Source organism: Streptomyces sp. NPDC030820 (assembly GCF_055572075.1).
In genome coordinates this window covers 354,266-380,387 of sequence record NZ_JBVIEB010000009.1, presented here as the reverse complement: position 1 = coordinate 380,387, position 26,122 = coordinate 354,266, and the positions used below count along the sequence as shown (strand labels likewise).

27 protein-coding genes, 1 pseudogene and 2 riboswitches are annotated in these 26,122 nt (G+C 70.5%); of the genes and pseudogenes, 20 read left to right on the top strand and 8 right to left on the bottom strand.

Translation table 11 applies throughout. The annotated features are described in order from the left end of the window. Positions 1–82: 82 nt before the first annotated feature. The 3 genes from glyA to gcvT all read right to left on the bottom strand — a co-directional run bounded on the left by glyA (position 83) and on the right by gcvT (position 2,971). Positions 83–1,351 carry a serine hydroxymethyltransferase gene (gene glyA, locus ACZ418_RS26280; RefSeq protein ID WP_468367302.1) on the bottom strand — a complete coding sequence of 423 codons (1,269 nt, stop codon included), beginning with the start codon at positions 1,349–1,351 and terminating at the stop codon, positions 83–85. A 14-nt stretch (positions 1,352–1,365) separates the two neighbouring features. Continuing rightward, complete coding sequence (gene gcvH, locus ACZ418_RS26275) at positions 1,366–1,743, bottom strand: glycine cleavage system protein GcvH (RefSeq protein ID WP_468367299.1); 378 nt, start codon at positions 1,741–1,743, stop codon at positions 1,366–1,368. 109 nt (positions 1,744–1,852) lie between these two features. Next, complete coding sequence (gene gcvT / locus ACZ418_RS26270; RefSeq protein ID WP_468367296.1) at positions 1,853–2,971, bottom strand: glycine cleavage system aminomethyltransferase GcvT; 1,119 nt, start codon at positions 2,969–2,971, stop codon at positions 1,853–1,855. A gap of 39 nt (positions 2,972–3,010) precedes the next feature. Beyond that, a riboswitch (glycine riboswitch) is annotated at positions 3,011–3,123 on the bottom strand. Continuing rightward, positions 3,124–3,221, bottom strand: a riboswitch (glycine riboswitch). A gap of 162 nt (positions 3,222–3,383) precedes the next feature. Between gcvT and ACZ418_RS26265 the strand changes: the two genes are divergently transcribed. The 10 genes and pseudogenes from ACZ418_RS26265 to ACZ418_RS26220 all read left to right on the top strand — a co-directional run bounded on the left by ACZ418_RS26265 (position 3,384) and on the right by ACZ418_RS26220 (position 13,654). Then, complete coding sequence (locus ACZ418_RS26265; protein WP_468367293.1) at positions 3,384–4,031, top strand: AAA family ATPase; 648 nt, start codon at positions 3,384–3,386, stop codon at positions 4,029–4,031. A gap of 66 nt (positions 4,032–4,097) precedes the next feature. Continuing rightward, positions 4,098–4,889 carry an enhanced serine sensitivity protein SseB gene (locus ACZ418_RS26260; protein ID WP_468367290.1) on the top strand — a complete coding sequence of 264 codons (792 nt, stop codon included), beginning with the start codon at positions 4,098–4,100 and terminating at the stop codon, positions 4,887–4,889. 176 nt (positions 4,890–5,065) lie between these two features. Next, positions 5,066–5,857, top strand: coding sequence for an enhanced serine sensitivity protein SseB C-terminal domain-containing protein (locus ACZ418_RS26255; RefSeq protein WP_468367287.1), 792 nt, complete (start codon positions 5,066–5,068; stop codon positions 5,855–5,857). Between the two features lie 386 nt (positions 5,858–6,243). Beyond that, positions 6,244–7,242 carry an ABC transporter permease gene (locus ACZ418_RS26250; protein WP_468367284.1) on the top strand — a complete coding sequence of 333 codons (999 nt, stop codon included), beginning with the start codon at positions 6,244–6,246 and terminating at the stop codon, positions 7,240–7,242. A gap of 28 nt (positions 7,243–7,270) precedes the next feature. Further along, the gene (locus tag ACZ418_RS26245) at positions 7,271–9,013 is read left to right on the top strand and encodes an ABC transporter substrate-binding protein (RefSeq protein ID WP_468367281.1); all 1,743 of its coding nucleotides are present in this window, start codon (positions 7,271–7,273) and stop codon (positions 9,011–9,013) included. Positions 9,014–9,103: 90 nt separating this feature from the next. After that, positions 9,104–10,114, top strand: a complete 1,011-nt coding sequence (locus ACZ418_RS26240) for an ABC transporter permease (protein WP_468367279.1) — start codon at positions 9,104–9,106, stop codon at positions 10,112–10,114. Next, a complete protein-coding gene (locus tag ACZ418_RS26235) occupies positions 10,111–11,193 on the top strand; it encodes an ABC transporter ATP-binding protein (protein WP_468367277.1) in 1,083 nt (360 codons plus the stop codon). Before ACZ418_RS26240 ends, ACZ418_RS26235 begins: the two co-directional genes overlap by 4 nt. 11 nt (positions 11,194–11,204) lie before the next feature. Beyond that, entirely contained in the window at positions 11,205–12,530 is a 1,326-nt protein-coding gene (locus tag ACZ418_RS26230; RefSeq protein WP_468367424.1) for an ABC transporter ATP-binding protein, read from the top strand. Between the two features lie 130 nt (positions 12,531–12,660). Next, positions 12,661–12,948, top strand: a pseudogene (locus ACZ418_RS26225) (M1 family aminopeptidase); the annotation flags it as partial. 46 nt (positions 12,949–12,994) lie between these two features. Continuing rightward, complete coding sequence (locus tag ACZ418_RS26220) at positions 12,995–13,654, top strand: trimeric intracellular cation channel family protein (protein ID WP_468367274.1); 660 nt, start codon at positions 12,995–12,997, stop codon at positions 13,652–13,654. Here ACZ418_RS26220 and ACZ418_RS26215 read toward each other — a convergent pair. Further along, entirely contained in the window at positions 13,563–14,897 is a 1,335-nt protein-coding gene (locus tag ACZ418_RS26215) for an alpha/beta hydrolase (protein WP_468367271.1), read from the bottom strand. The genes ACZ418_RS26220 and ACZ418_RS26215 overlap by 92 nt on opposite strands. A 138-nt stretch (positions 14,898–15,035) precedes the next feature. Here ACZ418_RS26215 and ACZ418_RS26210 point away from each other — a divergent pair, with 138 nt between their 5' ends. Then, positions 15,036–15,899, top strand: a complete 864-nt coding sequence (locus ACZ418_RS26210) for a thioesterase family protein (RefSeq protein WP_468367268.1) — start codon at positions 15,036–15,038, stop codon at positions 15,897–15,899. 208 nt (positions 15,900–16,107) lie between these two features. Here the strand turns inward: ACZ418_RS26210 and ACZ418_RS26205 are convergent, their stop codons facing one another. Beyond that, positions 16,108–16,707: a TIGR03086 family metal-binding protein gene (locus ACZ418_RS26205; protein ID WP_468367265.1), complete on the bottom strand. Its 600-nt coding sequence runs from the start codon at positions 16,705–16,707 to the stop codon at positions 16,108–16,110. A gap of 109 nt (positions 16,708–16,816) precedes the next feature. Here ACZ418_RS26205 and ACZ418_RS26200 point away from each other — a divergent pair, with 109 nt between their 5' ends. Beyond that, the gene (locus ACZ418_RS26200; protein WP_468367262.1) at positions 16,817–17,845 is read left to right on the top strand and encodes a helix-turn-helix transcriptional regulator; all 1,029 of its coding nucleotides are present in this window, start codon (positions 16,817–16,819) and stop codon (positions 17,843–17,845) included. 45 nt (positions 17,846–17,890) lie between these two features. After that, the gene (locus tag ACZ418_RS26195) at positions 17,891–18,235 is read left to right on the top strand and encodes a hypothetical protein (RefSeq protein ID WP_468367259.1); all 345 of its coding nucleotides are present in this window, start codon (positions 17,891–17,893) and stop codon (positions 18,233–18,235) included. Between the two features lie 91 nt (positions 18,236–18,326). Here the strand turns inward: ACZ418_RS26195 and ACZ418_RS26190 are convergent, their stop codons facing one another. Next, the gene (locus ACZ418_RS26190; protein WP_468367256.1) at positions 18,327–18,953 is read right to left on the bottom strand and encodes a TetR family transcriptional regulator; all 627 of its coding nucleotides are present in this window, start codon (positions 18,951–18,953) and stop codon (positions 18,327–18,329) included. 145 nt (positions 18,954–19,098) lie between these two features. Between ACZ418_RS26190 and ACZ418_RS26185 the strand changes: the two genes are divergently transcribed. The 4 genes from ACZ418_RS26185 to mnmA all read left to right on the top strand — a co-directional run bounded on the left by ACZ418_RS26185 (position 19,099) and on the right by mnmA (position 22,556). Then, a complete protein-coding gene (locus ACZ418_RS26185) occupies positions 19,099–19,266 on the top strand; it encodes a hypothetical protein (protein WP_468367255.1) in 168 nt (55 codons plus the stop codon). 32 nt (positions 19,267–19,298) lie between these two features. Beyond that, complete coding sequence (locus ACZ418_RS26180) at positions 19,299–19,577, top strand: DUF4190 domain-containing protein (RefSeq protein ID WP_468367252.1); 279 nt, start codon at positions 19,299–19,301, stop codon at positions 19,575–19,577. A 276-nt stretch (positions 19,578–19,853) separates the two neighbouring features. Next, positions 19,854–21,023 carry a cysteine desulfurase family protein gene (locus tag ACZ418_RS26175; protein ID WP_468367249.1) on the top strand — a complete coding sequence of 390 codons (1,170 nt, stop codon included), beginning with the start codon at positions 19,854–19,856 and terminating at the stop codon, positions 21,021–21,023. Positions 21,024–21,431: 408 nt separating this feature from the next. Next, positions 21,432–22,556: a tRNA 2-thiouridine(34) synthase MnmA gene (gene mnmA, locus ACZ418_RS26170; RefSeq protein ID WP_468367246.1), complete on the top strand. Its 1,125-nt coding sequence runs from the start codon at positions 21,432–21,434 to the stop codon at positions 22,554–22,556. 18 nt (positions 22,557–22,574) lie between these two features. Here mnmA and ACZ418_RS26165 read toward each other — a convergent pair whose 3' ends face one another. Next, positions 22,575–23,357: an alpha/beta fold hydrolase gene (locus ACZ418_RS26165; RefSeq protein ID WP_468367244.1), complete on the bottom strand. Its 783-nt coding sequence runs from the start codon at positions 23,355–23,357 to the stop codon at positions 22,575–22,577. 37 nt (positions 23,358–23,394) lie between these two features. Further along, the gene (locus tag ACZ418_RS26160; RefSeq protein ID WP_450980457.1) at positions 23,395–23,718 is read right to left on the bottom strand and encodes a DUF427 domain-containing protein; all 324 of its coding nucleotides are present in this window, start codon (positions 23,716–23,718) and stop codon (positions 23,395–23,397) included. A 65-nt stretch (positions 23,719–23,783) separates the two neighbouring features. On the opposite strand from ACZ418_RS26160, the gene ACZ418_RS26155 reads away from it, so the two are divergent. From ACZ418_RS26155 to ACZ418_RS26145, 3 genes are all read left to right on the top strand, one after another. Continuing rightward, a complete protein-coding gene (locus tag ACZ418_RS26155) occupies positions 23,784–24,323 on the top strand; it encodes an LOG family protein (protein ID WP_468367240.1) in 540 nt (179 codons plus the stop codon). 7 nt (positions 24,324–24,330) lie between these two features. After that, a complete protein-coding gene (locus tag ACZ418_RS26150; RefSeq protein WP_468367237.1) occupies positions 24,331–25,029 on the top strand; it encodes an SDR family oxidoreductase in 699 nt (232 codons plus the stop codon). Positions 25,030–25,111: 82 nt separating this feature from the next. Then, entirely contained in the window at positions 25,112–26,119 is a 1,008-nt protein-coding gene (locus ACZ418_RS26145; protein ID WP_468367234.1) for a methionine synthase, read from the top strand. Positions 26,120–26,122: the final 3 nt, after the last annotated feature.

The following is a 26,122-nucleotide window of genomic DNA, read 5'->3' as shown; positions in this document are numbered from 1 at the left end:
GTCACTCCTCAAGACGGGGGGGTGGCGGGGCACCCTCCGGGATCTCCGTCGGGCGCCCCACCGGGGACTTGCTTGTCCGGGTCTACTTGTTCAGGCCCGGGTACAGCGGGTGCTTGTCGGCGAGCGCCTTCACGCGCGCCTTGAGGGCCTCCGCGTCGTACGACGGTTTCAGCGCCTCGGCGATCACGTCCGCGACCTCGGCGAAGTCCTCGGCCGTGAAGCCGCGGGTGGCGAGGGCGGGCGTACCGATCCGCAGGCCCGACGTCACCATCGGGGGACGCGGGTCGTTCGGGACCGCGTTGCGGTTGACCGTGATGCCGACCTCGTGGAGGCGGTCCTCGGCCTGCTGCCCGTCCAGCTCCGACTCGCGCAGGTCGACCAGGATGAGGTGCACGTCCGTGCCGCCGGACAGGACGTTCACCCCGGCCTCACGCGCGTCGGCCGCCGTCAGGCGCTCGGCGAGGATACGGGCACCCTCCACGGTACGACGTTGGCGTTCCTTGAACTCCTCCGAGGCGGCGACCTTGAAGGAGACCGCCTTCGCCGCGATCACGTGCTCCAGGGGACCGCCCTGGAAGCCCGGGAAGACGGAGGAGTTCAGCTTCTTCGCGAAGTCCTTGCTGCGGGCGAGGATGATGCCGCCGCGCGGACCGCCCAGCGTCTTGTGCGTGGTGGAGGTGACCACGTCGGCGTACGGCACCGGGTTCGCGTGCAGACCGGCCGCGACCAGGCCCGCGAAGTGCGCCATGTCGACCCACAGGTAGGCCTCGACCTCGTCCGCGATCCGGCGGAAGGCGGCGAAGTCCAGCTCGCGCGGGTACGCCGACCAGCCCGCGATGATCACCTTCGGGCGGTGCTCCTTGGCGAGCCGCTCGACCTCGGCCATGTCGACCAGGCCGGTTACGGCGTCCACGTGGTAGGCGACCACGTTGAACTGCTTGCCGGAGAAGTTGAGGCGCATGCCGTGGGTCAGATGGCCGCCGTGCGCGAGGTCCAGGCCGAGGATGGTGTCCCCGGGCTGGGCCAGCGCGAACAGCGCCGCCTGGTTGGCGGAGGCGCCGGAGTGGGGCTGGACGTTGGCGTACTCGGCGCCGAACAGCTCCTTGATCCGGTCGATCGCGATCTGCTCGGCGACGTCGACGTGCTCGCAGCCGCCGTAGTAGCGGCGGCCCGGGTAGCCCTCGGCGTACTTGTTGGTGAGGACGGAGCCCTGCGCCTCCATCACCGCGAGCGGCGCGAAGTTCTCGGAGGCGATCATCTCCAGCGTGGACTGCTGGCGGCCGAGCTCGGCGTCGACCGCGGCGGCGATCTCCGGGTCCAGCTCGTGCAGGGACGTGTTCAGGACGGTCATACGGCTACGACTCCTCAGCCGGCGTTCTGGGCGGTGTACTCGTCGGCGGAGAGCAGGTCGGCCGGCTCCTCCGCGACGCGCACCTTGAACAGCCAGCCGCCCTCGAAGGGGGCCGAGTTGACCAGCGACGGGTCGTTGACGACGTCCTCGTTGATCTCGGTGACCTCACCGGTGACCGGCGAGTACAGGTCGGAGACCGACTTGGTGGACTCCAGCTCGCCGCAGGTCTCGCCCGCGGTCACGGTGGAGCCGACCTCGGGGAGCTGGGCGTAGACGACATCGCCGAGCGCGTTGGCCGCGAACTCGGTGATGCCGACCGTCGACACGCCGTCCTCGGCGGGCGACAGCCACTCGTGCTCCTTGCTGTAGCGCAGCTGCTGGGGGTTGCTCATGGCCTGAATTCTCCTGTACGCGCGGGAGTGCTGATGAAGGGGGGACTGCTGAAGCCGCTGGTGAGCAGCGGAAACGTGCGCGGGGTCACACGGTGACCGCGCCCAGTGTCTACTTCTGTCGCTTGTAGAACGGCAGCGCCACGACCTCGTACGGCTCGTGGCTGCCCCGGATGTCCACGCCGACGCCCTCGGTGCCCGGCGCCGCGTGCGCCGCGTCGACGTAGGCCATGGCGATCGGCTTGCCCAGGGTGGGGGAGGGGGCGCCGGAGGTGACCTCGCCGATCACCTCGCCGCCGGCGACGACGGCGTACCCGGCGCGCGGCACCCGGCGGCCCTCGGCGATCAGCCCGACGAGGACGCGCGGCGGGTTCTCCTCGGCCCTGGCGGCGGCCTCGGTGAGCGCCTCGCGCCCCACGAAGTCGCCCTCCTTCTCGAACTTCACCACCCGGCCGAGCCCGGCATCGAAGGGGGTGAGGGAGGTGTTCAGCTCATGCCCGTACAGCGGCATGCCCGCCTCCAGGCGCAGGGTGTCCCGGCAGGACAGGCCGCACGGGACCAGACCGACACCCTCGCCGGCCTTGGTCAGCGCCTGCCACAGCTCGACCGCGTGCTCGGGCTTCACGAACAGCTCGAAGCCGTCCTCGCCGGTGTAGCCGGTGCGGGCGATCAGGGCCGGGACGCCGGCGACCGTGCCGGGCAGGCCGGCGTAGTACTTCAGGCCGTCGAGGTCGGCGTCGGTGAGGGACTTCAGGATGCCGGGGGACTCCGGGCCCTGGACGGCGATCAGCGCGTACGCGTCCCGGTCGTCGCGCACCTCGGCGTCGAAGCCGGCGGCGCGCTCGGTCAGCGCGTCCAGCACCACCTGGGCGTTGGAGGCGTTGGCGACGACCATGTACTCGGTCTCGGCGAGCCGGTAGACGATCAGGTCGTCCAGGATGCCGCCGTCGGCCTGGCAGATCATGGTGTAGCGCGCGCGGCCCACGCCGACGGAGGCGATGTTGCCGACCAGGGCGTAGTTCAGGAAGGCGGCTGCCTCGGCGCCGGTGACGGTGATCTCGCCCATGTGGGAGAGGTCGAAGAGACCCGCCTTCGTCCGCACGGCGATGTGCTCGTCGCGCTCTGAGCCGTAGCGCAGCGGCATGTCCCAGCCGGCGAAGTCGGTCATCGTCGCACCGAGCGAGCGATGCAGGGCATCGAGCGCGGTGTGACGGAGTTCGGTACTGCTCATCGGTCGGTCGTCTCCCAAGGAATGACAGGCGAGGAACGTTCCTCCCCATCTGTCATCGGAACCTGAGAGGTTCGCCAGGACCGCCACAGGGACGATCACGGCTTGCACCTTGGGTGGAGCCACTGACACAGCGGCCCGCTTTTCAGATGTGCCTCGCCCGCGCGGTAACGGGGCCTGAGAGATTCAAGGGAGGGACTTGCTCCTTCGGCGTCCCAGCGAAGGCTGCTGGGAACTCTCCCGCGCGGATTCAAGCGGCCGGTATGCAGTTGGCGGCCACATCATCGCACGGCGAGCGGGCTTTTGTAACCGACCTGTGGCAGGACCCGGACCCCGCCGGTGACATCGTCCATTACCTTCTCTTTGCGCGGTCGGGGAATGAAGATTACCGGGCCGACAGGGGAGGACGATCACGGTGAACAGGACCCCGGTGTACGCCACCGCCACCACCACCGGCATCGCGGTGCCGAGGCAGCGTCCCGCCCCGGCCCCGGTCGTCCGCGACCTGCGGGACCGGGCCGGCCGCGGCCCGCGGGCCCTGGCCTTCGGGCCCCGCGATCTCGCCGTGATCACCGGCCTGCCCGGCAGCGGCAAGTCGACCCTGATGCAGCGCGCGGTCACCGGCCCCCGCATCGACTCCCAGCACACCCGCGACCGCTGGGCGGCCCGCCTGCCGGCCTTCCTCCCCTACGCCCTCTACCGCCCCCTGGTCCGCCTCGCCCACTACGCCGGCCTGCGCCGCGCCCTGCGCACCGGCGAGGGCGTCGTCGTGCACGACTGCGGCACCCAGTCCTGGGTGCGCGCCTGGCTCGCCCGGGAGGCCCGCCGCCGCGGCGGCACCCTCCATCTGCTTCTGCTCGACGTCACCCCCGAGACCGCGCGCGAGGGCCAGCGCGAGCGCGGCCGGGGCGTCTCCGGCTACGCCTTCCGCCGCCACCGCCGTACGACCGCCCGGCTGCTCGACGCGGTCGAACGCGGCGAACTGCCCGCCGGCTGCGGCGCGGCCGTGCTGCTGGACCGGCCGGCGGCGGACGCCCTGCGGCGGATCACCTTCACAAGGTGAGGCACTGTCACAGCCACCCGCTAGCCTTCATGGTCACAGCAGTGGTTCCCAGCAGGCGGTAGGCAGATGGACTTCCCGGCGGACATTCCCGCGGACTTCCCGGCACAGGCGCACCCCCAGCCGCACGGCGGCTGGCCCGGCAACGAGCTGGAGGAGGTGCTCTCGGCCTCCCTCGGCATACCCGCCGCGGCCGGCCGGATCATCGAGGTGCTGGGCCGGAGCCTGCTCTGGATCCCGCTGCCGAGCGGCGGCGGCCCGGACAGCGGCCCGCTCGACCTGCCCACGCTGGACATCGACGGCCAGGCGTACGTCCCGGTGTTCAGCTCCGAGGAGCAGCTGCGCCAGGCGGCCGGCTCCCATATGCCGTACACCATCGCCCCGGCCGTGGAGTTCGCCCGCGGCCTGCCCGCGCAGGTCGGCATCGCGGTGAACCCCGACGCCCTGGTCGGCATCCCGCTCCCGCCGGCGGCGGTGGCCGAGCTGTGCCGGGCCGGCCGTACGCCCCTCGACGGCCCGAACTCCGGCGCCCGGGTCCGCCTCTTCGAGCCGGACTGGCAGGACGACCCGGTCGACTTCCTCTCCGCCGCGTCCGCCGAGTTCGCCGGGACCGGCGTGGTCCTCACCGCCCGCCGCTGCCTGGCCGCCATAGAGACGGACGAGCCGGCGATGTTCGTCGGCGTCGAACTCTCCCAGTGGGAGGGCGACTTCCGCGCCCAGCCCCTCCAGGCCCTGGGCCGGGCCCTCGGCAAAGTTCCGGTCAAGTGGCCGGTCAACCTGGTCCTCCTGGACGTGACGGACGACCCGGTGGCCGAATGGCTGAAGTCGAACGTCCGGCCCTTCTACCAGTACGGCCACTAGAAGCCGACGCGAGGGGCAGCCAACCCGAGGGGCGCGGGGCGTATCGATATGCGGCTCCACGGCGTGGGCGCGAGTACCACCCACGCACCCGCACCCGCCCATGCACCCGGGGTCCCGAGCCACCAGGCGCATAAGCTGTCTCCCAACACCGGGGCACAAAAAGAAGGGCACGACAGGTGAGCGCGAGCCACAGCGGCAGCGTCAGCGTGGAGCACACGCTGCGCCAGGTCACCCCCGGCCGCTACGACGCCTACGAGGCCCTGCTCCGCGCCCTCGCCACCCCGTCCTCCGGCCAGATCTGGATGCTCCTGTGGCACGGCCAGGCCGGCTCCCCGGACGCCCAGTACGGGAACATGGAGGTCGACGGCTTCCAGTACGCCCCCTGCGTCACCTCCGCCCAGGAACTCTCGGCCAGTGGCTGGAACCGGTCCTACGAGGTCGTCGACGGGCTCGACGTGGCCCGCACCCTCTATCCCGACCACTACGGCCTCTGGCTCAACCCGCACGCCCCGGGCGGCGGGGTCGGCATTCCCTGGCTGGATCTGCGCCGCATCGCCACGGGCCTGGACCGCCAGCCCGCGGGCCCCCTCCGGCTGACCGAACCCGGCATCGAGGTCCCGCAGTTCTACGCCCTCCTCGCGCAGAACGCGCACCGCACCCCGGCCCTGCGCTCCCTGCGCCGCGCCTGGGTGCAGCCGGCGCTCGGCGCGCCGTACCTCGCCATCGGTCTGGACGTGTACGACACCTCCCCGGCCGCGGTCGACTCGGTGCGCGCGATGATGCAGCAGTCCGTCGGCGCGGTCCCGGAGGGCCTGCCGGTGTCGACCGTCGCGATGACCGACGACCACGACCCGGTCGTGATGTGGATGCGGGCCAACGCCCGCCCGTTCTACGACCGCGAGGCCCATGCGGCACCGGCGCCCGCGGCCGACCCCGGATACGGGTACACGAGCCCGAGGCCCTACTGAGCACCCGGCCGATGTGACGCCGGTCACGAAGGCGTGTCCGGCGGCCTTCATCGGTCTCAACTGCCCGGTTTGTGTGTCCGATTAGGTCGAAGTGTCCCTCGATGTCCGCGTCCGACAGGCGATCTTCCCTGTTCGGATAACGGAATCCCCTAGGCGGCATCACGTTTACGCATACTTTCTCCATCAGGCCTGGCGCGTGATCGAGAGCGCGTTGAAGACTCGCCTCTCAAGACGCGAGGCCATCGATTCTGTGATCGAAACCAGTCACAGGAACAGCTGGCTCTCTGGGCCGTCACCCACGTGCGGCCGGCGCAGGTAAGTGAACCAAGCCGCCCACAGCGGCGGACAAAGGCCGGTCACCACCGGCGAGAGGGGTCAGGTCAACTGTGACCGCACCGATCGAGACCACCGGGGCAGAGGCCGGAGCGCCTCCCGAGTCTGTGCTCGCCGGGGCCAAGAAGAGCCAGATCGAAGGGCGTTCACTCAGCCAGATCGCCTGGACCCGGTTCAAGCGGGACAAGCTGGCCGTGGCGGGCGGGGTCGTCGTCGTCCTGCTCGTGCTGATGGCGGTGCTCGCCAAGCCGATCGAGTGGATCTTCGGGCTCGACCCGGACAAGTTCCACCAGGACCTCATCGACCCGGCGCTCCTCGCGCCCAAGGGCGGCTTCGGCGGTATGAGCTGGGCCCACCCGCTGGGCGTGGACCCGCAGTACGGCCGCGACATGCTCGCCCGCATCATCGACGGCTCGTGGGTCTCCCTCCTGGTCGCCGGTGGTGCCACCCTCCTCTCGGTGGTCATCGGCACCGTGCTGGGCGTCATCGCCGGCTACTACGGCGGCTGGGTCGACAGCCTCATCAGCAAGCTCATGGACACCTTCCTGGCGTTCCCGCTGCTGCTGTTCGCCATCGCCATCTCGGCCTCGGTGCAGGACGGCTTCTTCGGGCTCAACGGTCTGCCGCTGCGGATCTCCGTGCTGATCTTCGTGATCGGCTTCTTCAGCTGGCCGTACATCGGGCGTATCGTGCGCGCTCAGACGATGACCCTGCGCAGGCGGGAATTCGTCGAGGCCGCCACCAGCCTGGGAGCCCGCGGCCCGTACATCCTGTTCCGGGAGCTGCTTCCCAACCTCGTCGCGCCGATCCTCGTCTACTCGACGCTGATCATCCCGACGAACATCCTCTTCGAGGCCGCGCTGAGCTTCCTCGGAGTCGGCATCGCTCCGCCGCAGGCCTCCTGGGGCGGCATGCTCAGCAACGCCGTGGATCTCTACACCGCAGATCCGCAGTACATGTTCGTGCCCGGACTGGCGATCTTCATCACCGTCCTGGCCTTCAACCTGCTGGGTGACGGGCTGCGTGATGCGCTCGACCCTCGCAGCAAGTGATCCATCGATAGAGGGGGTCTTCCTCAACGTGAAGACGAGAAGGGTTATCGCCGCCGTGGCATCGGTCACGGTGCTCTCCCTGGGCGCTGCCGCGTGCGGCGGCGGGAGCGGCAAGAGCAGCAGTGGCGGCAACGGAACGAAGGACGCGGCGCTGGACTCCATCGTCAACGCGTCGAGCAAGAAGGGGGGCACGGTCAACCTGGAAGACTCGGACGTGCCGGACTCCCTGGACCCGGGCAACACCTACTACGGCTTCGTGCAGAACTTCTCGCGCCTGTACGCGCGGACGCTCGTCACGTTCAAGCCGGCCGCGGGCAAGGACGGCCTCGCGGTCGTCCCGGACCTCGCGGAGTCCCTGGGCACGCCCAGCAAGGACGCCAAGACCTGGACGTACCACCTGCGTTCGGGCCTGAAGTTCGAGGACGGGACCCCGATCACGTCCAAGGACGTCAAGTACGCGATCGAGCGCTCCAACTTCGCGCCCGAGGCCCTGTCCAACGGCCCGACGTACTTCAAGGCGTACCTGCAGGGCGGTGACAAGTACAAGGGCCCCTACAAGGACAAGAAGGGCCTGGACTCCATCGCCACCCCGGACGACCGCACGATCGTCTTCCACCTGAACCAGCCGTTCGCCGACTTCGACTACCTGGCGACCTTCTCCCAGACGGCCCCCGTGCCGCAGGCGAAGGACACCGGTGCGAAGTACGTCCAGCACATCGTGTCCTCCGGCCCCTACAAGTTCTCGTCGTACGAGGAGGGCGCCAGCGCCACCCTCGTCCGCAACCCGAACTGGGACCCGAAGACGGACCCGATCCGCAAGGCCCTGCCGGACAAGATCAACGTCAAGTTCAAGGTCAACCCGGTCTCGATCGACAACGACCTGATGGCTGACAAGATCACGGCCGACATCGCCGGCGCCGGTGTGCAGCCGCAGACCCAGCCGAAGATCCTGAACGGCAAGTACGCCAAGCAGACGGACAACTCCTACGCCGGCGCCACCGGTTACATGGCGCTGAACCTGCACGTCGCGCCGTTCGACAACGTGCACTGCCGCAAGGCCGTGCAGTGGGCGGTCGACAAGCAGTCGGTGATCGACGCCATGGGCGGTTCGCCGAAGGGCGACGTGGCCACCACGCTGCTGCCGCCGTCCGTCAACGGCTACACCAAGTTCGACGCGTACCCGACGGCGGGCCACAAGGGTGACGTGGCCAAGGCCAAGGCCGAGCTGAAGCTGTGTGGCAAGCCGAACGGCTTCTCCACCACGCTGACGGCCCGTTCCGACCGTCCCGCCGAGATCGCGGGCGCCACGGCCATCCAGAACTCGCTGAAGGCCGCCGGCATCAACGTCGACATCAAGCAGTTCCCGTCCGGCAAGTACTTCTCCAACTTCGCCGGTGTCCCGAGCTACGTCCACCAGCACAAGCTCGGCATGATGATGATGGCGTGGGGCGCCGACTGGCCGACCGGCTACGGCTTCCTCGACCAGATCATCGACGGCAGCGCCATCAAGCCCTCGGGCGGCAACAACCTGATGGAGCTGAACGACCCGAAGATCAACGCCGCTCTGAAGGCGGCCATCGGCAACACCGACTCCGCGGCCCGCACCAAGGCCTGGGGCGACATCGACAAGATGGTCGCCGACAACGGCTCGGTCGTTCCGCTGATCTACCGCAAGAACCTGCTGATCAGGCCCACGTCCGCGACCAACGTCACGGTGACGCAGGCGTACCTCGGCATGTACGACTACCTGCTGCTGAGCTCCTCGAAGTAACAGCAGGCCGGATACCCCTGAAAGGCAGGTGAAGGCACCGGGTGGCCGGGGCGGACACAACCCGCCCCGGCCACCCGGAGCCGCACAGCTGTGGCTGCGTACATCATCCGACGCGTCTTCGGCGCATTGGTACTGCTGCTGGTGGTCAGCGCAGTCACCTTCGCCATCTTCTTCCTGGTCCCCCGGCTCGGCGGCCAGACAGCCACCCAGCTGGCCACCCAGTACGTCGGCAAGGACGCCAACCCCGCGTCCGTCGCCGCGATCAAGCACAACCTGGGTCTCGACCAGCCCATCTACGTTCAGTACTGGGAGTACATCAAGGGCCTGTTCGTGGGCGCCGACTACAAGTTCGGCCCCGACGCGACGCACTGCAGCGCCCCCTGCTTCGGGTACTCCTTCAAGAGTCACGTCGAAGTGTGGCCCCAGCTCCAGCAGCGCATCCCGGTCTCCTTCTCGCTGGCTGTCGGCGCGGCGGTGATCTGGCTGATCTTCGGTGTGACGACCGGTGTCGTCTCGGCGCTCCGCAAGGGCAAGCCGGTGGACCGCATCTCGATGTTCATCGCGCTCGCCGGCGTCTCGCTGCCGATCTTCTTCACCGGCCAGGTGATCAACGCCCTGTTCGTCTACCAGTGGCCCATCTGGGACAGCACCGACTACGTGCCGTTCACCCAGAACCCGGCCGACTGGGCCTGGCACCTGCTGCTGCCCTGGATCAGCCTCGCGTTCCTCTTCTCCGCCACCTACGCCCGGCTCACCCGGGCGGGCATGCTGGAGACGATGAGCGAGGACTACATCCGGACGGCACGCGCCAAGGGCCTCAAGGAGTCCGTGGTCGTCACCAAGCACGGGCTGCGTTCCACGCTCACCCCGATCGTGACCATCTTCGGTATGGACTTCGGCACCCTCATCGGTACCGCGGTGCTCACCGAGACCGTCTTCTCCCTGCAGGGCGTCGGCGCGTACTCCATCCAGGCCATCAAGGACAACGACCTGCCCATCGTGATGGGCGTGACCCTGGTCGCCGCGTTCTTCATCGTCTTCTGCAATCTCCTCGTCGACCTGGTGTACGCAGCCATCGACCCCCGCGTGAGGTACTCGTGAGCAAGCTCGAAAAGGCGGCGCTCGGCGAACCGGCCGGCTCCGCCCCCTCCGACGCCGACGACGCGTTCCTCTCCGTACGCGATCTGCGCATCCACTTCAACACCGACGACGGCCTGGTCAAGTCGGTGGACGGCGTCAGCTTCGACGTGCGCCGGGGCAAGACCCTGGGCATCGTCGGTGAGTCCGGTTCCGGCAAGTCCGTCACCTCGCTCGGCGTGATGGGCCTGCACCGTGCGGCCAACGCCCGGGTCTCCGGCGAGGTCTGGCTCGACGGCCAGGAACTGATCGCCGCCGACCCGGACGAGGTCCGGCGGATGCGCGGCCGCAAGATGGCGATGATCTTCCAGGACCCGCTGTCCGCCATGCACCCCTACTACACGGTCGGGGCGCAGATCATCGAGGCCTACCGGGTCCACCACAAGGTCACCAAGAAGGTCGCCAAGCAGCGGGCGATCGAGATGCTGGACCGCGTGGGCATCCCGGAGCCGGCCAAGCGTGTCGACGGCTACCCGCACGAGTTCTCCGGCGGTATGCGCCAGCGCGCGATGATCGCGATGGCGCTGGTGAACAACCCCGAGCTGCTCATCGCCGACGAGCCGACCACCGCCCTGGACGTCACCGTCCAGGCGCAGATCCTGGACCTGATCCGGGACCTGCAGAAGGAGTTCGGCTCCGCGGTCATCATGATCACGCACGACCTCGGTGTGGTCGCCGAGATGGCCGACGACCTGCTGGTCATGTACGGCGGCCGGTGCGTGGAGCGCGGGCCGGCCGAGGAGGTCTTCTCCGCACCCCGCCACCCCTACACCTGGGGTCTGCTCGGCTCGATGCCGCGGCTGGACCGGGAGGAGACCGACCGGCTCATCCCGATCAAGGGCTCCCCGCCCTCCCTCATCAACGTCCCGTCCGGGTGCGCCTTCAACCCGCGCTGCCCGTACGCGGACATCCCGAAGGACAACGTCACCCGCACGGTCCGCCCCGAGCTGACCGAGGTCGGCAACGGACACTGGGCGGCCTGCCACATGACGCAGGAGCAGCGGGAGCGTATCTGGACCGAAGAGATTGCGCCGAAGCTGTGAGCGACGAAAAAGTGAGCATCCCCGCGCAGAGTGACGGTGCCGCCCTCGAGCAGGACACCGCCGTCTCCGACGGCGAGATCCTGCTGAAGGTGACCAGACTCCAGAAGCACTTCCCGATCCGCAAGGGCCTGCTGCAGCGGCAGGTCGGAGCGGTGCGCGCCGTCGACGGCATCGACTTCGAGGTGCGCAAGGGCGAGACCCTGGGCGTCGTGGGCGAGTCCGGCTGCGGCAAGTCGACCATGGGCCGGCTGATCACCCGGCTGCTCGAACCGACCGCAGGGCAGATCGAGTTCGAGGGCAAGGACATCACGCACCTCGGCGTGGGCGGCATGCGTCCCATGCGCCGCGATGTGCAGATGATCTTCCAGGACCCGTACTCGTCGCTGAACCCGCGCCACACCATCGGCACGATCGTCGGCGCTCCCTTCAAGCTCCAGGGCGTCGAGCCCGAGGGCGGCATCAAGAAGGAAGTGCAGCGGCTGCTGTCGGTGGTCGGCCTCAACCCCGAGCACTACAACCGCTATCCGCACGAGTTCTCCGGCGGCCAGCGCCAGCGCATCGGCATCGCCCGCGCGCTGGCCCTGAAGCCGAAGCTGGTGGTCGCCGACGAGCCGGTGTCCGCGCTGGACGTGTCGATCCAGGCGCAGGTCGTGAACCTGCTGGACGACCTCCAGGAGGAGCTGGGCCTGACGTACGTGATCATCGCGCACGACCTCTCGGTCGTCCGGCACGTCTCGGACCGGATCGCGGTGATGTACCTCGGCAAGGTCGTGGAGCTCGCCGACCGGGACTCGCTGTACAAGGCGCCGATGCACCCGTACACCAAGGCGCTGATGTCGGCCGTCCCGATCCCCGACCCGCAGCGGAAGAACGCGAAGAGCGAGCGGATCCTGCTCAAGGGCGACGTGCCCTCGCCGATCGCGCCGCCGAGCGGCTGCCGCTTCCACACCCGGTGCTGGAAGGCGACGGAGATCTGCCGGACCACCGAGCCGGCGCTGCTGGAGCTGAGGCCCGGTCAGCGGGTGGCCTGCCACCACCCGGAGAACTTCGCGGACCAGGCCCCGCAGGACACCGTGCTGCTCTCCGCGGCCAAGGAGGCGGCCGAGCTGGTCGCCGACGAGGTCCTCGCGGAGTCGGCGGAGACGTCGGCTGCGGTGGCGGCGGAACTCTCCGAGGGTTCCGCCGAGGAGAGCACCTCTGAGGAGGCCACGTCCGAGGAGAGCACCTCTGAGGAGACCGCGTCCGAGGAGAGCACCTCCGACGAGACCGCCTCCGACGAGGACGCCCCCGCAGAGAACGCCGACGGAGCCGGCTCCCAGGAGTCAACGGAAAAGTAGTACATGACCGATAAGGTCATGTGCACGCCCGAGCGGGAGAGTGCAGGGTACGACCCATGGCACTCTCCCGTTCGGCATGTCTGGGGACCCTCGCCACCGCGGCGGTCTCCTTCCTGGTCATCGCCGCCGCGCCCGCCCCGCCGACTCGTCCTTCTGGCAGATCAAGGTCGCCGACCCGCAGCGCGACACGATGTTCGCCTCCGCCGTCTACCAGCGCGGCGCGATGACGCTCCAGATGCTCCGGGAGCGGATCGGTGACCGGGCCTTCTTCAGGCTGCTGCCCGCCTGGACGAAGCTCCACCGGTACGGCAACGCGGACACCGCCGACTTCATCCGCCTCGCCGAGCGGGTCAGCGGGCAGAAGCTGGGCGACCTCTTCCACACCTGGCTGTTCACCACAGGGAAACCCGCCCTCTGACCTGGCTTTGTAAGGCACACACCGCTCGACGGGTAAGAATATAGGGGTGCAGCTCCAGCAACTCTTCAGCCCCTCCGTCCAGCACACGCTCGATGTCATCGGCATCTTCGTGTTCGCGATCTCCGGCGCGCTGCTGGCCGTCCGGAAGAACTTCGACGTCTTCGGCATCGCCGTCCTCGCCGAGGTGACCGCGCTGGGCGGAGGGCTGTTCCGCGACCTGGTCATCGGAGCCGTGCCCCCGGCCGCCTTCACCGACCTCGGGTACTTCCTCACCCCGCTGCTCGCCGCGCTCGTCGTCTTCTTCCTGCACCCGCACGTGGAACGCATCCAGTCGGCGGTGCTGGTCTTCGACGCGGCCGGCCTCGGCCTGTTCTGCGTCAGCGGTACGACGAAGGCGTACAGCTACGGCCTGGGCCTGACCGCGTCGGCGACGCTGGGCCTCGCCACCGCCGTGGGCGGCGGCGTACTGCGGGACGTGCTGGCCAACGAGGTGCCCTCACTGCTGCGCTGGGACCGCGATCTGTACGCGGTCCCGGCGATCGTCGGCGCCACGATGGTGGTGCTGTGCATCCGCTACGACGTCCTGACCCCCCTCACCAGTGGGCTCGCGGTCGTCACCGCTTTTGTGCTGCGCCTGCTTGCGATGCGGTTCCACTGGCGAGCGCCGCGTGCGTGGAACCGCCGGTCGACAGTGACCGAGGAGTAGTCCCGGTGATTCCGGCCCCGGTGGTGCCGGTTCCGGTGGTTCCGGTTCCGGTGGCTCCGGCGGCGGCCCCGGTAAGAGAACCGGTGGTTCCGGTAAGAGAACGGTCCCGGCCCCTGGCGTGGTTCTGGCCCATCTGCAGGGTCAGCCAGCGGAACACCGTGTCGACCTGGGGCCGCCACAGTGCCATGTTGTGACCGCCCGCGCTGCGTGGCAGGAACACCACGTGCACGGTCGTGGGCGCCTTGGCGATGGACTCCAGGGCGACGCCCGCCTGATAGCCGTCCCCGGCCTCACCGGAGATGTAGAGCGCGATCCGGGGCGGCACCGCGGCCTTCTTCAGCAGCAGGTAGGGGTTGTTCTCGTTGCGCAGGGCCGGGGTCTGCGCGGCGAGGGAGTTGCGCTCGCCGATCGGGTCGTTGTAGCCGGACAGGCTCACGGCGGCCCGGTAGCGGTCCGGGTGGGCCACGGCCAGCTTGACCGCGCAGTGCGCGCCCGCCGAGTACCCGGCCACCGCCCAGCCCTGCGGCGCCGGCTCGGCCCGGAAGTTGTCCATGACCATCTTCGGCACGTCGATGCTGAGCCAGGTGTCCGCGTTGACCTGCCCCGGGATGTTGGCGCAGCCGGTGTCCACGCCGGCCAGCAGGTTGGTGCGCGGGGCGACCAGGATGAAGGGCGCCACCTGCCCGCTCCTCATCAGGGGCAGCAGCTGCTCATGGGCCTTCATCGACCCGAACCACGCCTTCGCCGAACCGGGGTAGCCCGGCAGCAGCTCCACCACCGGGAACTTCTTGTTGCGGTAGGCCGGGTCGTTGTACTGCGGCGGCAGCCAGACGTAGACCTCGGCGTTCACCCCGGAGACCCGGCCCTTGAGCTGGGTGACCTTCACTCCGCCGGCCGCGTGCATGCCGGGCCCGTCGGCCGCCGTGAAGGTCTGCCTGACCTTGGGCAACCGTTTCACCGCTATTCCGCCGGTCCCGTCGCTGCCCAGGTCCTGGGCCTGCTGGACGTGGTTGCCGGTGCCGAGCAGGTCGGCCCAGTTGTCGTACAGGTTGTTCTGGTTGTTGACCAGTACGAAGATCAGCGTGACGGCGGTGCCCTGGGCGAACAGGAGCATCATCAGGCGGGCCGCGGTGCGCAGGGGCCTGGGCCCGCGCACCCGCGACCACAGGACGAGCGGCAGTATCAGTGCGACCACGGCCAGCACGATGGTCGTGTAGAGGAACGGAGTCCCGGTGAGGCTCATGTCCCCATAGAGGGGAAACCGGGGCCCGGGGTTGTGGACGTGTCCGGACACTTACTTAGAAATTGCCGGAACCTCACCCGGGAGGGGGGAGCCCCCAGAAAGCTACCGCTTAGTAGTTTCCTGTTGTACCGTTCATCCATGCCAGAAGCAGCTTCCGCACCCTCCCCATCGCGGGCCCTGATCGGCGACAGCGAGTTCGACCGCGACACCGCGGTCACCCGGCGCGAACCCGGTGTCTACGACATCGGCCTCTCCGCCGGCTGGACCATCTTCGACGCCGTCAACGGCGGCTATCTGCTGGCCGTCCTCGGCCGGGCCCTCGCGGACGCCCTGCCGCACCCGGACCCGTTCACCATCTCCGCGCACTACCTGACCGCGTCCCGCCCCGGCCCGGCGGTCGTCCGCACGGACACGGTCCGCACCGGCCGCACCCTGTCCACCGGCCAGGCCTCCCTCTACCAGTACGACGACGAGGGCAACGAGGTCGAACGCATCCGCGTCCTCGCCTCCTACGGCGACCTCACCGCCCTTCCCGACGACGTCCGTACGACGGCGACGCCGCCCGCGATCCCGCCGCTGGAAGAGTGCTTCGGCCCGGAAGACGGCCCCTCCCCGGTCGGGGGCAGCTCGGCGATCGCCGGCCGCCTGATGCTCAAGCTGGACCCGGCGACCCTCGGCTGGGCCCTCGGCGCTCCCTCGGGCAAGGGTGAGATGCGTGCTTGGTTCGGGCTGGCCGACGGCCGCGACCCCGACCCGCTGTCTCTGCTGCTGGCGGTGGACGCCCTGCCGCCCACGGCCTTCGAGCTCGGCCTGAAGGGCTGGGTGCCCACGGTCGAACTCACCGTCCACGTCCGCCGCCGCCCGGCCCCCGGCCCGCTGCGCGTGTCCATCACCACTCGCAACCTGGCCGGCGGCTTCCTGGAGGAGGACGCCGAGGTCTGGGACACCGAGAACCACCTGGTCGCCCAGTCCCGGCAGCTGGCCCGGGTGAGACTGGGCTGACTGGGCCTCCGGCGGGGTGATCGGTTTTTCGGCCGCCGGCTACGGCGCGCATGCGGATGCGGCTGCTGCAACCCCCCAGGGGCGCGGGGCTGTATCGATGTGCGGCTCCGCCGCGCGGGCGCGATCAGCCCAAACGGCGCCGCACCCGGCATGCAACCGCAAGCCTGAACGGCGCGTCCCCGCACTCACGCTCGGCCGAGCGGCGCGCTCAGGCTCGGCCGAGCGGCGTGCGGCCCAGCCAAGCCGCCAGCTCCCCGTAGACGTCGGCGCCCTCGGGGGCCTCGTGGCGGGTGTCGAAGGGCGTCTCGGCGTCCCGCGGCCGGGAGTCCGGCAGGACCGCGCGGGCGGTGGCGAAGGCGAACTCGGCGAGTTCCGGGTCGAGTTCGAGCGGGTGACCGACCGCCTCGGCGAGGTCCCAGGTGTGGGTCACGATCTCCATGACATAGCCGGAGAGCGCCGCGTGGCCCGGTACCTCGCCCCACGGCACCCGCACCGGGGACGTCATCCGCTCGTCGCTCGCCCAGGCCTTCAGGACGCGGACGCGCACCTCGTCGTAGGCCGCCGCCCAGCCGTCGTCCGCGACCCCGTGTGCGGTCGGCTCCACCGCCATTCCGTCGCCGCCCTCGCCCACCACCGCGATCCGCCGGGTACCGCCGACCATATGGCCCAGCAGGGCCCGTACGTCGAACTCGGAACAGGGAGTCGGGCCGGTGAGGTGTTCGGGGCGCACGGTCTTGATGAGGGCCGCCGCCTGCTCGGTGGCACGGGTGTAGACGGGGCGCGGGTCGGTGAAGCCGGTGGTGGTCATGGTGTGCCTCTCTGATTCTCCGTGAGTCGGTGGAGCGAGGATCGCGGGATAACCTGACATCTCCCGTCAACATTTGCGAAAGACTCGCCGAGGGCGGGATTCTGGGCGCGTGAAGTCCGACCGGCTGCTGTCGATCCTGCTGCTCCTGCAGACCCGAGGCCGCGTCCCCGCGCACGAACTCGCCGACCGGCTGGAGGTGTCGGTCCGCACCATCTACCGGGACATCGAGGCGCTGTCGGCCTCCGGCGTCCCGGTGTACGCCGAGCGCGGCCGGCACGGCGGCATCGAACTCCTCGCCGGCTTCCGCACCGACGTCACCGGACTGACCGCCGACGAGTCCCGCGCCCTGTTCATCCTGGCCGCCCAGGGCGCCCACGCCGCCCTCGGTCTGGACGCGGCCCTCGGCTCGGCCCTGCGCAAGGTGATGGCCGCGCTGCCGGCGCCGTACCGGCCCGCCGCCGAGGTGACCAGCCGCCGCATCCTGGTCGACGCCACCCGCTGGAAGAGCGGCCCCCAGCAGGCGGTCGACCTGGAGGTGCTGCAGGAGGCGGTCTTCGCCGACCGGCGCCTGAGGCTGCGCTACCGGCACAGCGGGGAGCGGGAGCCGCGGACGTACACCGTGGACCCGTACGGCCTGGTCGCCAAGGCCGGGGTCTGGTACCTGGTCGCCGACCGGCGCGGAGCGCCCCGGCTGTTCCGGGCCGACCGGATCCGCTCGGCCCGGCCGCTTGACGAGCCGGTGCGGCGCCGCCCGGGCATCGAGCTCGCCGACGTCTGGGAGGTGTTGCGGCGCCAGGTGGAGGAGCGGCCCGAGGGCGGGATCGAGGTCACGGTCCGGGTGCGGCGGGCGCGCCTCGACATGTTCCGGCGCGTGATGGCCGCGCAGCTCACCGAACTCCCGGACGACGACGGCGAGAGCGAGTGGGTCACCGCCCGGCTCACCTTCCCGGTGCTGCGCGCGGTCCGCCAACTCCTCGGGTTCTCCGATCAGGTCGAGCTGCTGGACCCGCCCGAGGCCCGCGCGGAACTGCTGGCGGCGGCCCGTTCCGTCACGGCCTTGTACCAAGGGGTCCTTGAGCCGGGACCGACAGCCGACGGACAGGATGAGCCCAAGTGCCGCCAAGGAAGCGTTGGTTGAGTGCGGCTCCGCAGGACTTTCCCATCCTCACCGGAGCTGACTCTCATGAAACGTGCCCGTCTCGTGCCCGTCGTCGCCCTGCTGGCGCTCTCCCCGCTGCTGCTGACCGCGTGCGGCTCGGGCGATTCGCCCTCCTCCTCCAGCAACGACTCCGGTCAGCAGCAGGACTGTCAGGCGCCGTCCGGCATGCCCACGGGCGGTGCCGGCCGCCGGCCGAGCGGGCCGCCGTCCGGTGCGCCGTCGGGAGCGTCCACCGTGAGGCCGGCCGGCACACCCAGCGGCGCGCCCTCGGGCATGCCGAGCGGCGCGCCCGGTGGCCAGGGCGGGCCCGGCGGCGGCCAGGCCGGCGGCTGTGGCGGTCCGGGCGGAGGACAGGCAGAGCAGGGCTGAGCGCCCAGCAGGGCTGAGCGGTGGCGGGGGCGGTGCGCACCGGGCGTGCCGCCCCCGCCTGTGCCCGGTGTGTTCCTGTGCCCCTGGTGGTTCAGTCCAGCCAGTGGCCACGGCCGATGCTGATGAGCCGCAGCTGCCGGGTGGCGAGCTGGGTGACGCGCTCCCGTTCCTCGGCCGGGGCCTCCAGGGCCTCCAGGAACAGCGAGGCGGTGATCAGCATCTGGTCGACGTAGAGGTGCGCGAGCATCAGCAGGTCGTCGTCGCTCCAGCCCACGGCCTCGGGGTCCTTGGCCAGCTCGGCCTTCACCTCCTCGGCGAACCGGGCCAGTTGGGCCTGGATGGCCTCGCGTACGGGCTGCACGCCGCCGTGCCGTTCCCGGGCGATGAACCGGACATGTGCGGGGTACTCGTCCACGTGGTGGGCGATCAGCTCGATGGCCCGCGCGATGCGTTCCTCGCTGTCGCCCGCCGCGGACACCGTCGTGCGCACCATGGGATGCAGGCTGCCCAGCGCCTCGTCGACCAGCGCCACGCCGAGGTCGGCGGTCGAGCGGAAGTGCCGGTAGAACGCGGTCGGGGCGACCCCGACGGCCCGGGTGACCTCGCGCAGGCCCAGGCTGCTCAGGCTCTGCTCCTCCAGCAGCGCGAGCGCCGCGTCGAGGAACGCCTGCCGGGTCTTCTGCTTCTGTGCCTGCCGGATGCCGAGGGTGTGACTCATGTCATCCAGTTAACAACTGTTCTCTGGAATTGGGAAGCCGAGAAGCGCGCTAGAGTGGAAGTCAGTGAACAATTGTTACTACAACTGTTCACCGAAACTTCACACCGGCCCGACACGAGGTATCCCGGAGGGGGGATCTGATCCCATGTTGTTCCTCGTCGCCGCACTCATGCTGCTCGGTGTCGTGCTGGGCACCGTCGCCCACGCGCCGCTGACCGTCACCGTCGCCGTCGCCGCCGTCATCGCCGTCTGGCTCGGCATCTTCGCGATCCGCGAGCGCCTCGGCCGCCGGCGCCGTACGCCGGCCAACTGACCGTCCGCCACGACTTCCAGGAGCTGAGCACCATGCAACTCACCGCACCGGTCACGAGCGGCAACGACACCCGCCCGGCCACGCGCGACGCCGACGGCATGGCCGTGGCGTCCTTCATCCTCGGCCTCCTCGGCCTGCTCGTCCTCAACATCTTCCTCGGCCCGATCGCCATCGTCCTGGCCGCCGCCGCCCTCTGGCGCGGCACCACCCGCCGCGGCCGAGCCCTGCTGGGCCTGACCCTGGGCGTCGCCGACCTGGCCGCCCTGGCGATCGCCATGCAGGTCTCCCACACGCTGTCGTGGAGCCTGTGACCCGCCGAACCCCCATCTGACCGGCCAGGGCCCCGAGGACGACGGGGCCACCGGCCGCAACACGAGCACCACATCACCCACGCCGCCACCGCCGCGCTCACCGTGGGGCACTTGCCCCGCCACCCCGCCACCGCCGTGGGGCACTCGCCCCGCCACCGGCCGGCAGCTCAGGGCGCTTCGCCACCAAGCTCAGGTGCGGCCCACGCCAGGCGCCCCCCGCCAAGGGCGACCACACGGCCGAGGCAAGCTGCAAGGGGGCCGTAGAATCAGGGCACCATGGCTTACCTCGACCACGCCGCGACAACCCCGATGCTCCCGGAGGCGGCAGAGGCCCTGACCGCCCAGTTGAGCATCACGGGCAACGCCTCCTCCCTCCACGCATCCGGCCGGCAGGCACGCCGCACGGTCGAGGAATCCCGCGAAACCCTCGCCGAAGCGCTCGGCGCCCGCCCCAGCGAGGTCGTCTTCACCTCGGGCGGCACCGAGGCCGACAACCTCGCGGTGAAGGGCCTGTACTGGTCCCGCCGCGCCGCCGACCCGGCCCGCACCCGGATCCTGGCCAGCCCCGTCGAGCACCACGCCGTCCTGGACGCCGTCCACTGGCTGGGCGAGCGCGAGGGCGCGACGGTCGAGTACCTCCCCGTCGACTCCTACGGCCGCGTCCACCCCGACGCCCTGCGCGAGGCCATCGCCCGCAACCCCGACGACGTCGCCCTGGTCACCGTGATGTGGGCCAACAACGAGATCGGCACGATCCTGCCGGTCCGTGAACTCGCCGAGGTCGCCGCCGAGTTCGGCATCCCGATGCATGCCGACGCGGTCCAGGCCTTCGGCCAGGTCCCGGTCGACTTCGCCGCCTCCGGCCTCGCCGCGATGACCGTCTCGGGCCACAAGATCGGCGGCCCGTACGGCATCGGCGCGCTGCTGCTGGGCCGCGACCAGACCCCCGTACCCGTTCTGCACGGCGGCGGCCAGGAGCGGCATGTCCGCTCCGGCACCCTCGACGTCCCGGCCATCGCGTCCTTCGCCGTCGCCGGCCGGCTCGCCGACGAGCGGCGGGAGTGGTTCGCCCGGGAGATCGGCGCCCTGCGCGACCAGCTGATCGCGGCCGTCCGCGGCGCCGTCCCGGACGCGATCCTCGGCGGCGACCCGGCGCCCGAGGGCCGTCTGCCGGCCAACGCGCACTTCACCTTCCCCGGCTGCGAGGGCGACTCCCTGCTGCTTCTGCTGGACGCCCAGGGCATCGAGTGCTCGACCGGCTCCGCCTGCACCGCGGGCGTCGCCCAGCCCAGCCACGTCCTGCTCGCCACCGGCACCGCCCCGGACCTGGCCCGCGGCACCCTGCGCTTCTCCCTCGGTCACACCTCCACGGAGGCGGACGTCGAGGCGGTGGCCAAGGCGATCGGCCCGGCGGTGGAGCGTGCCCGGGCGGCGGGACTCAGCTGAGGGCGCGAGCGAGCGACGGGGCGCGCTCCGGGACACAAAGGCGACCTACGAGGCGGGTTCCCTTCGCCGGCATTGTCCGGATCAGGTTCTGGGGGTCGCCATCCGGTCCAGTCCTTGCGACCTTCTGGCCTCTCAGCCCGAGCGTCGACGTCGGCACCAGCGGAGACGATGTACCTCTCCTTGAAGAGAACAGGTATCTCTCGCTGACGTCGGCTACTCCGCTTGGACTCCCTCACTCGTCTCGTAGGTCTTACAACCAGCATAGAACCGCCCTTACCGGACAAAAAGGGCCTAGCTCTTGATTTTTTTCGGAAATCGCGTCCGCCTGGCCGCCCTGTTGCGCCCCTCATGATCGTCAACGGATATCCGGCGGTCCCGGTTCCCACGGCCCCGTACCCTGGAAGGGCTATGACTGAGACCCCGCAGCGCCCCCTCCGCGTCCTCGCCGCCATGTCCGGTGGAGTCGACTCCGCCGTCGCCGCCGCGCGCGCCGCGGAAGCCGGCCACGACGTCACCGGCGTCCACCTCGCGCTCTCCGCGAACCCGCAGTCGTTCCGTACCGGCGCGCGGGGCTGTTGCACCATCGAGGACTCGCGTGACGCCCGCCGCGCGGCCGACGTCATCGGCATCCCCTTCTACGTCTGGGACCTCGCCGACCGCTTCCGCGAGGACGTGGTCGAGGACTTCGTCGCCGAGTACGAGGCCGGCCGCACCCCCAACCCGTGCCTGCGCTGCAACGAGAAGATCAAGTTCGCCGCGCTGCTCGACAAGGCGCTCGCCCTCGGCTTCGACGCGGTCTGCACCGGTCACTACGCCAAGGTGATCGTGCGTGCGGACGGCTCCCGCGAGCTGCACCGCGCCTCCGACATGGCGAAGGACCAGTCGTACGTCCTCGGGATGCTGGACGAGAAGCAGCTCGCCCACGCGATGTTCCCGCTCGGCGACACGGTCACCACCAAGGAGGAGATCCGCGCCGAGGCCGAGCGCCGCGGTCTCGCGGTCGCCAAGAAGCCCGACTCGCACGACATCTGCTTCATCGCCGACGGCGACACCCAGGGCTTCCTGGCGAAGCGGCTGGGCCGGGCGGAGGGCGACATCGTCGACGAGTCCGGCGCCAAGGTGGGCACGCACGAGGGCGCGTACGGCTTCACCATCGGCCAGCGCAAGGGCCTGCGCATCGGCACCCCCGCCCCCGACGGCAAGCCCCGCTATGTCCTCGACATCTCCCCGGTCACCAACACGGTCACCGTCGGCCCCGCCGCCGCCCTGGACGTCACCGCCCTCACCGCCATCAGGCCCCGCTGGTGCGGCACCGCCCCCACCGGCCCCGGCACCTACACCGCCCAGCTGCGCGCCCACGGCGGCGAGACCGAGGTCACCGCGGAGCCGGTCGACGGCGAACTGCGTGTGCGCTTCACCGAACCGGTCCGCGGCGTCGCCCCCGGCCAGGCGATCGTGCTCTACGACGGCACGCGCGTGGTCGGCTCGGCGACGATCGCGTCGACCACACGCGCGACGACAGCTGCGGTCTAGTCGACAGAGCGACAGGACCTAGCCGGCGAAGAACTCCGTCAGCACCGGCCCCAGGACGTCCGGCTCCACCATGTGGGTCTGGCCCGCCAGCTCGCGGTACGTGGCCTCGGGCACCGCCCTGGAGATCTCCCGGGACGCCTCGCGCATCCACTCCGGGCTCGCGCCGCCCGCGACCGCCAGCACGGGCACGGAGATCACGGCGAGCCGGTCCCGGGGGAGCAGACCGTCGCCCATGACCGAGTCGTCGTACGCGAGACTCGGTGCGACGGCCTCCATGCCGGCCCACATCGGCGACTGGCGGGCGCGCTGGATCATCTCCTCGGCCAGACCCGTCAGCCGCAGGAACAGCTCCACCGCGTCCCCGCGCCGCTCCTCCGAGAGCGCCTTGTTCAGCCGCTCCTTGTACATGGCCTCCCGCTCCGCGCCTCCCTGGAGGAAGTTCGCGTACGGCACCTCGTACACGGCCGCCCGGCCGACCGGCAGCCCGCTCGCCACCGCCTCCAGCACCAGCGCGCCGCCCGAGGAGACCCCGAACAGCGCCGCCTCGCCTCCCACGGCGTCGATCAGCGCGGCCAGGTCCTCGACCTCACGCTCGACCGCGTAGGGCTTCGTGTCCCCGCTCTCGCCGCGGCCCCGGCGGTCGTAGACGACGGCCGTGCAGCGGCCCGCGAGCCGCTGCGCCAGGGGCGCCAGGGTGCCACCGGTGGACATCGCGCCGCTCACCAGGACCACCGTCGGCCCCTGACCGGTCACTTGGTACGCGAGGGCCGTTCCGTCCCGCGAAGTCGTCTTCTTGTCCATGTCGGTGCAGACTGCCGTACCGGCACGGACTCATCGCTCACGACACGTCGACGTCGTAGAAGCAGAAGTGATCCTTGATCTCCGCCACCCCCGGCTTCGGCTCCGGGTACGCCCACACCAGGTCCGGCGCGTCCGGCAGCGACCAGTAGGACGCCGTGCCCTTGAAGGGGCACACGGTGTGCGTGGTGGAGGGGGTCAGCAGATCGAGGCGTACGTCCTCGGCGGGGATGTAGTAGCGCACCGGACAGCCGGTCTCGCGCAGCACCAGCGGCCGGTCGGTCTCCGCGAGCACCTGGTCGCCGTGCACCACGCGCACGTGCTGCTCGCTCTTGTCGATGGTGATCGTGTGTCCTTCGCTCATACAGGGACAGCACCGGCGGGCCCGCCCTTCTTCCCGCGTACGGTGCGGACCGTACGGTAGACGCCATGAACATCTGCGTCTTCCTGTCCGCCGCCGACCTCGACGAGCGTTACACGCGCCCCGCGCGCGAGTTCGCCGAACTCCTCGGCAAGGCCGGTCACACCCTGGTGTGGGGCGGTTCCAACGTCGGTCTGATGAAGGTCGTCGCGGACGGGGTCCAGGAGGCGGGCGGCCGGCTGCTGGGCGTGTCCGTGGAGTTCCTCGCCAACAAGGCGCGGCCCGGCGCCGACGAGATGGTCATCGCCGCCGACCTCGCCGAACGCAAGAAGCTGCTGTTGGAGAAGGCCGACGCCGTGGTGATCATGGTGGGCGGCACCGGCACGCTGGACGAGGCCACCGAGATCCTGGAGCTGAAGAAGCACGGCCGCACCGGCAAGCCGGTGGTCCTGCTGAACACCGCGGGCTTCTACGACGGACTCAAGCAGCAGTTCCGCCGCATGGAGGAGGAGGGCTTCCTGCCCCGCCCACTGTCCGAGCTGGTGTTCTTCGCCGAGGAGCCGGTCGGCGCGCTGGCGTACCTGGAGGAGTCGCTCGGCATCCGCTGATGCGAGCATGGCGGGCATGGCTACTCATGTGATCACCGGGGCCGGGTCCGGCATCGGCGCGGCCGTCGCCCGCCGTCTGCACGCGCGCGGGGACGAACTCGTCCTGCACGCGCGTGACGCGGGCCGCGCGAAGGAACTGGCCGCCGAGTTCCCCGGCGCCCGCACCCTGGTCGGCGACCTCGCGGACCCGGACAAGCTGTCGTGGGCGTTCTCCCACCAGACCCTCCCGGACCGCGTGGACTCCCTGCTGCACATCGCCGGTGTCGTCGACCTGGGCGAGGTCGGCGACCTGACCCCCAGGTCCTGGCGCCACCAGCTCAACGTCAACCTGATCGCCCCCGCCGAGCTGACCCGGCACTTCCTGCCCCAGCTGCGTGCGGCCCACGGCCATGTGATCTTCGTCAACTCCGGCGCCGGCCTGAGCGCCCACGCCGGCTGGTCCGCCTACGCCGCCTCCAAGCACGGCCTGAAGGCCCTCGCCGACGCCCTGCGCCACGAGGAGCACGCCAACGGCGTCCGGGTCACCTCGGTCTACCCCGGCCGCACGGCCAGCCCCATGCAGGCCAAGGTCCACCAGCAGGAGGGCAAGGACTACGACGCGTCCAAGTGGATCGACCCCGAGTCGGTCGCCACGACGATCCTGATGGCCCTGGACCTGCCCGCGGACGCGGAGGTCAACGACCTGACCGTGCGGCCGGGGCGGTGACCTCCGGCAGCATCCTGGCCGGGACGTCGGCGGGGACACCCAGGGGGCGGAGCCCCCTGGGTGTTCGGCATACCCTGCCGAGGTGAGTGACAACAGCGAGTTCAGGTTCCCGGGGGCCACCGGAATCGGGTCCATGCCCGGCGGGGACGCCAGGGAAGCGGCCAAGACCGTCACCGGCAGCTTCGAGGACTTTCCGCATCTGCCCGAGCTGCCCGCGCGCGGACCCGGTGCCGACATGATCGGCCGTACCGCCGGGATGCTCGTCGAGCTGTACGCGCGCGTGGAGCCCAGCGGCTGGCGGATCGGGGACCGGCCTGGGCGGGACACCAAGCGGGCGCGGTCCTGGCTGGTGGAGGACCTGGACGCCCTGGAGGAGTTCACCCAGGGGTACGAGGGCGATCTGAAGGTGCAGGCGGTGGGCCCGTGGACGCTGGCCGCCGCGCTGGAGCTGAAGAACGGCGAGGCCGCCCTCTCCGACCCCGGCGCCTGCCGTGACCTCGCCTCCTCCCTCGCCGAGGGACTGCGGCAGCACCTGGCCGAGGTACGGCGCCGGATCCCGGGCGCCCGGCTGGTGCTCCAGCTCGACGAGCCCTCCCTCACCGCCGTCCTGCGCGGACAGGTCCGCACCGCCAGCGGCTACCGCACGCACCGGGCCGTGGACCGGCAGATCGTCGAGGCCACCCTGCGCGACGTGATCGGCGCCCAGGAAGGCGGGCCCGTGATCGTCCACTCCTGCGCCCCCGACGTGCCGCTCGCCCTGCTGCGGCGGGCCGGCGCGGCCGCCGTCTCCCTCGACTTCTCGCTGCTCACCGAACGTGACGACGACGCGATCGGCGAGGCGGTCGAGGCCGGTACCCGGCTGTTCGCCGGTGTCGTGCCGGGCACGGACGGCCCGTTGTCAGACCCTGCCGGTAGCGTCATGGGTGTCAGGACGCTGTGGCGCAGGCTGGGACTGCAGCCGGGGCTGCTCGCGGAGGCGGTCACGGTCACCCCGGTGTGCGGTCTGGCGGGCGCTTCCCCCGGCTACGCACGCCAGGCGCTCGCCCACTGCGTCCGGGCGGCGAGATCCCTCGCGGACAACCCAGAGTAACGG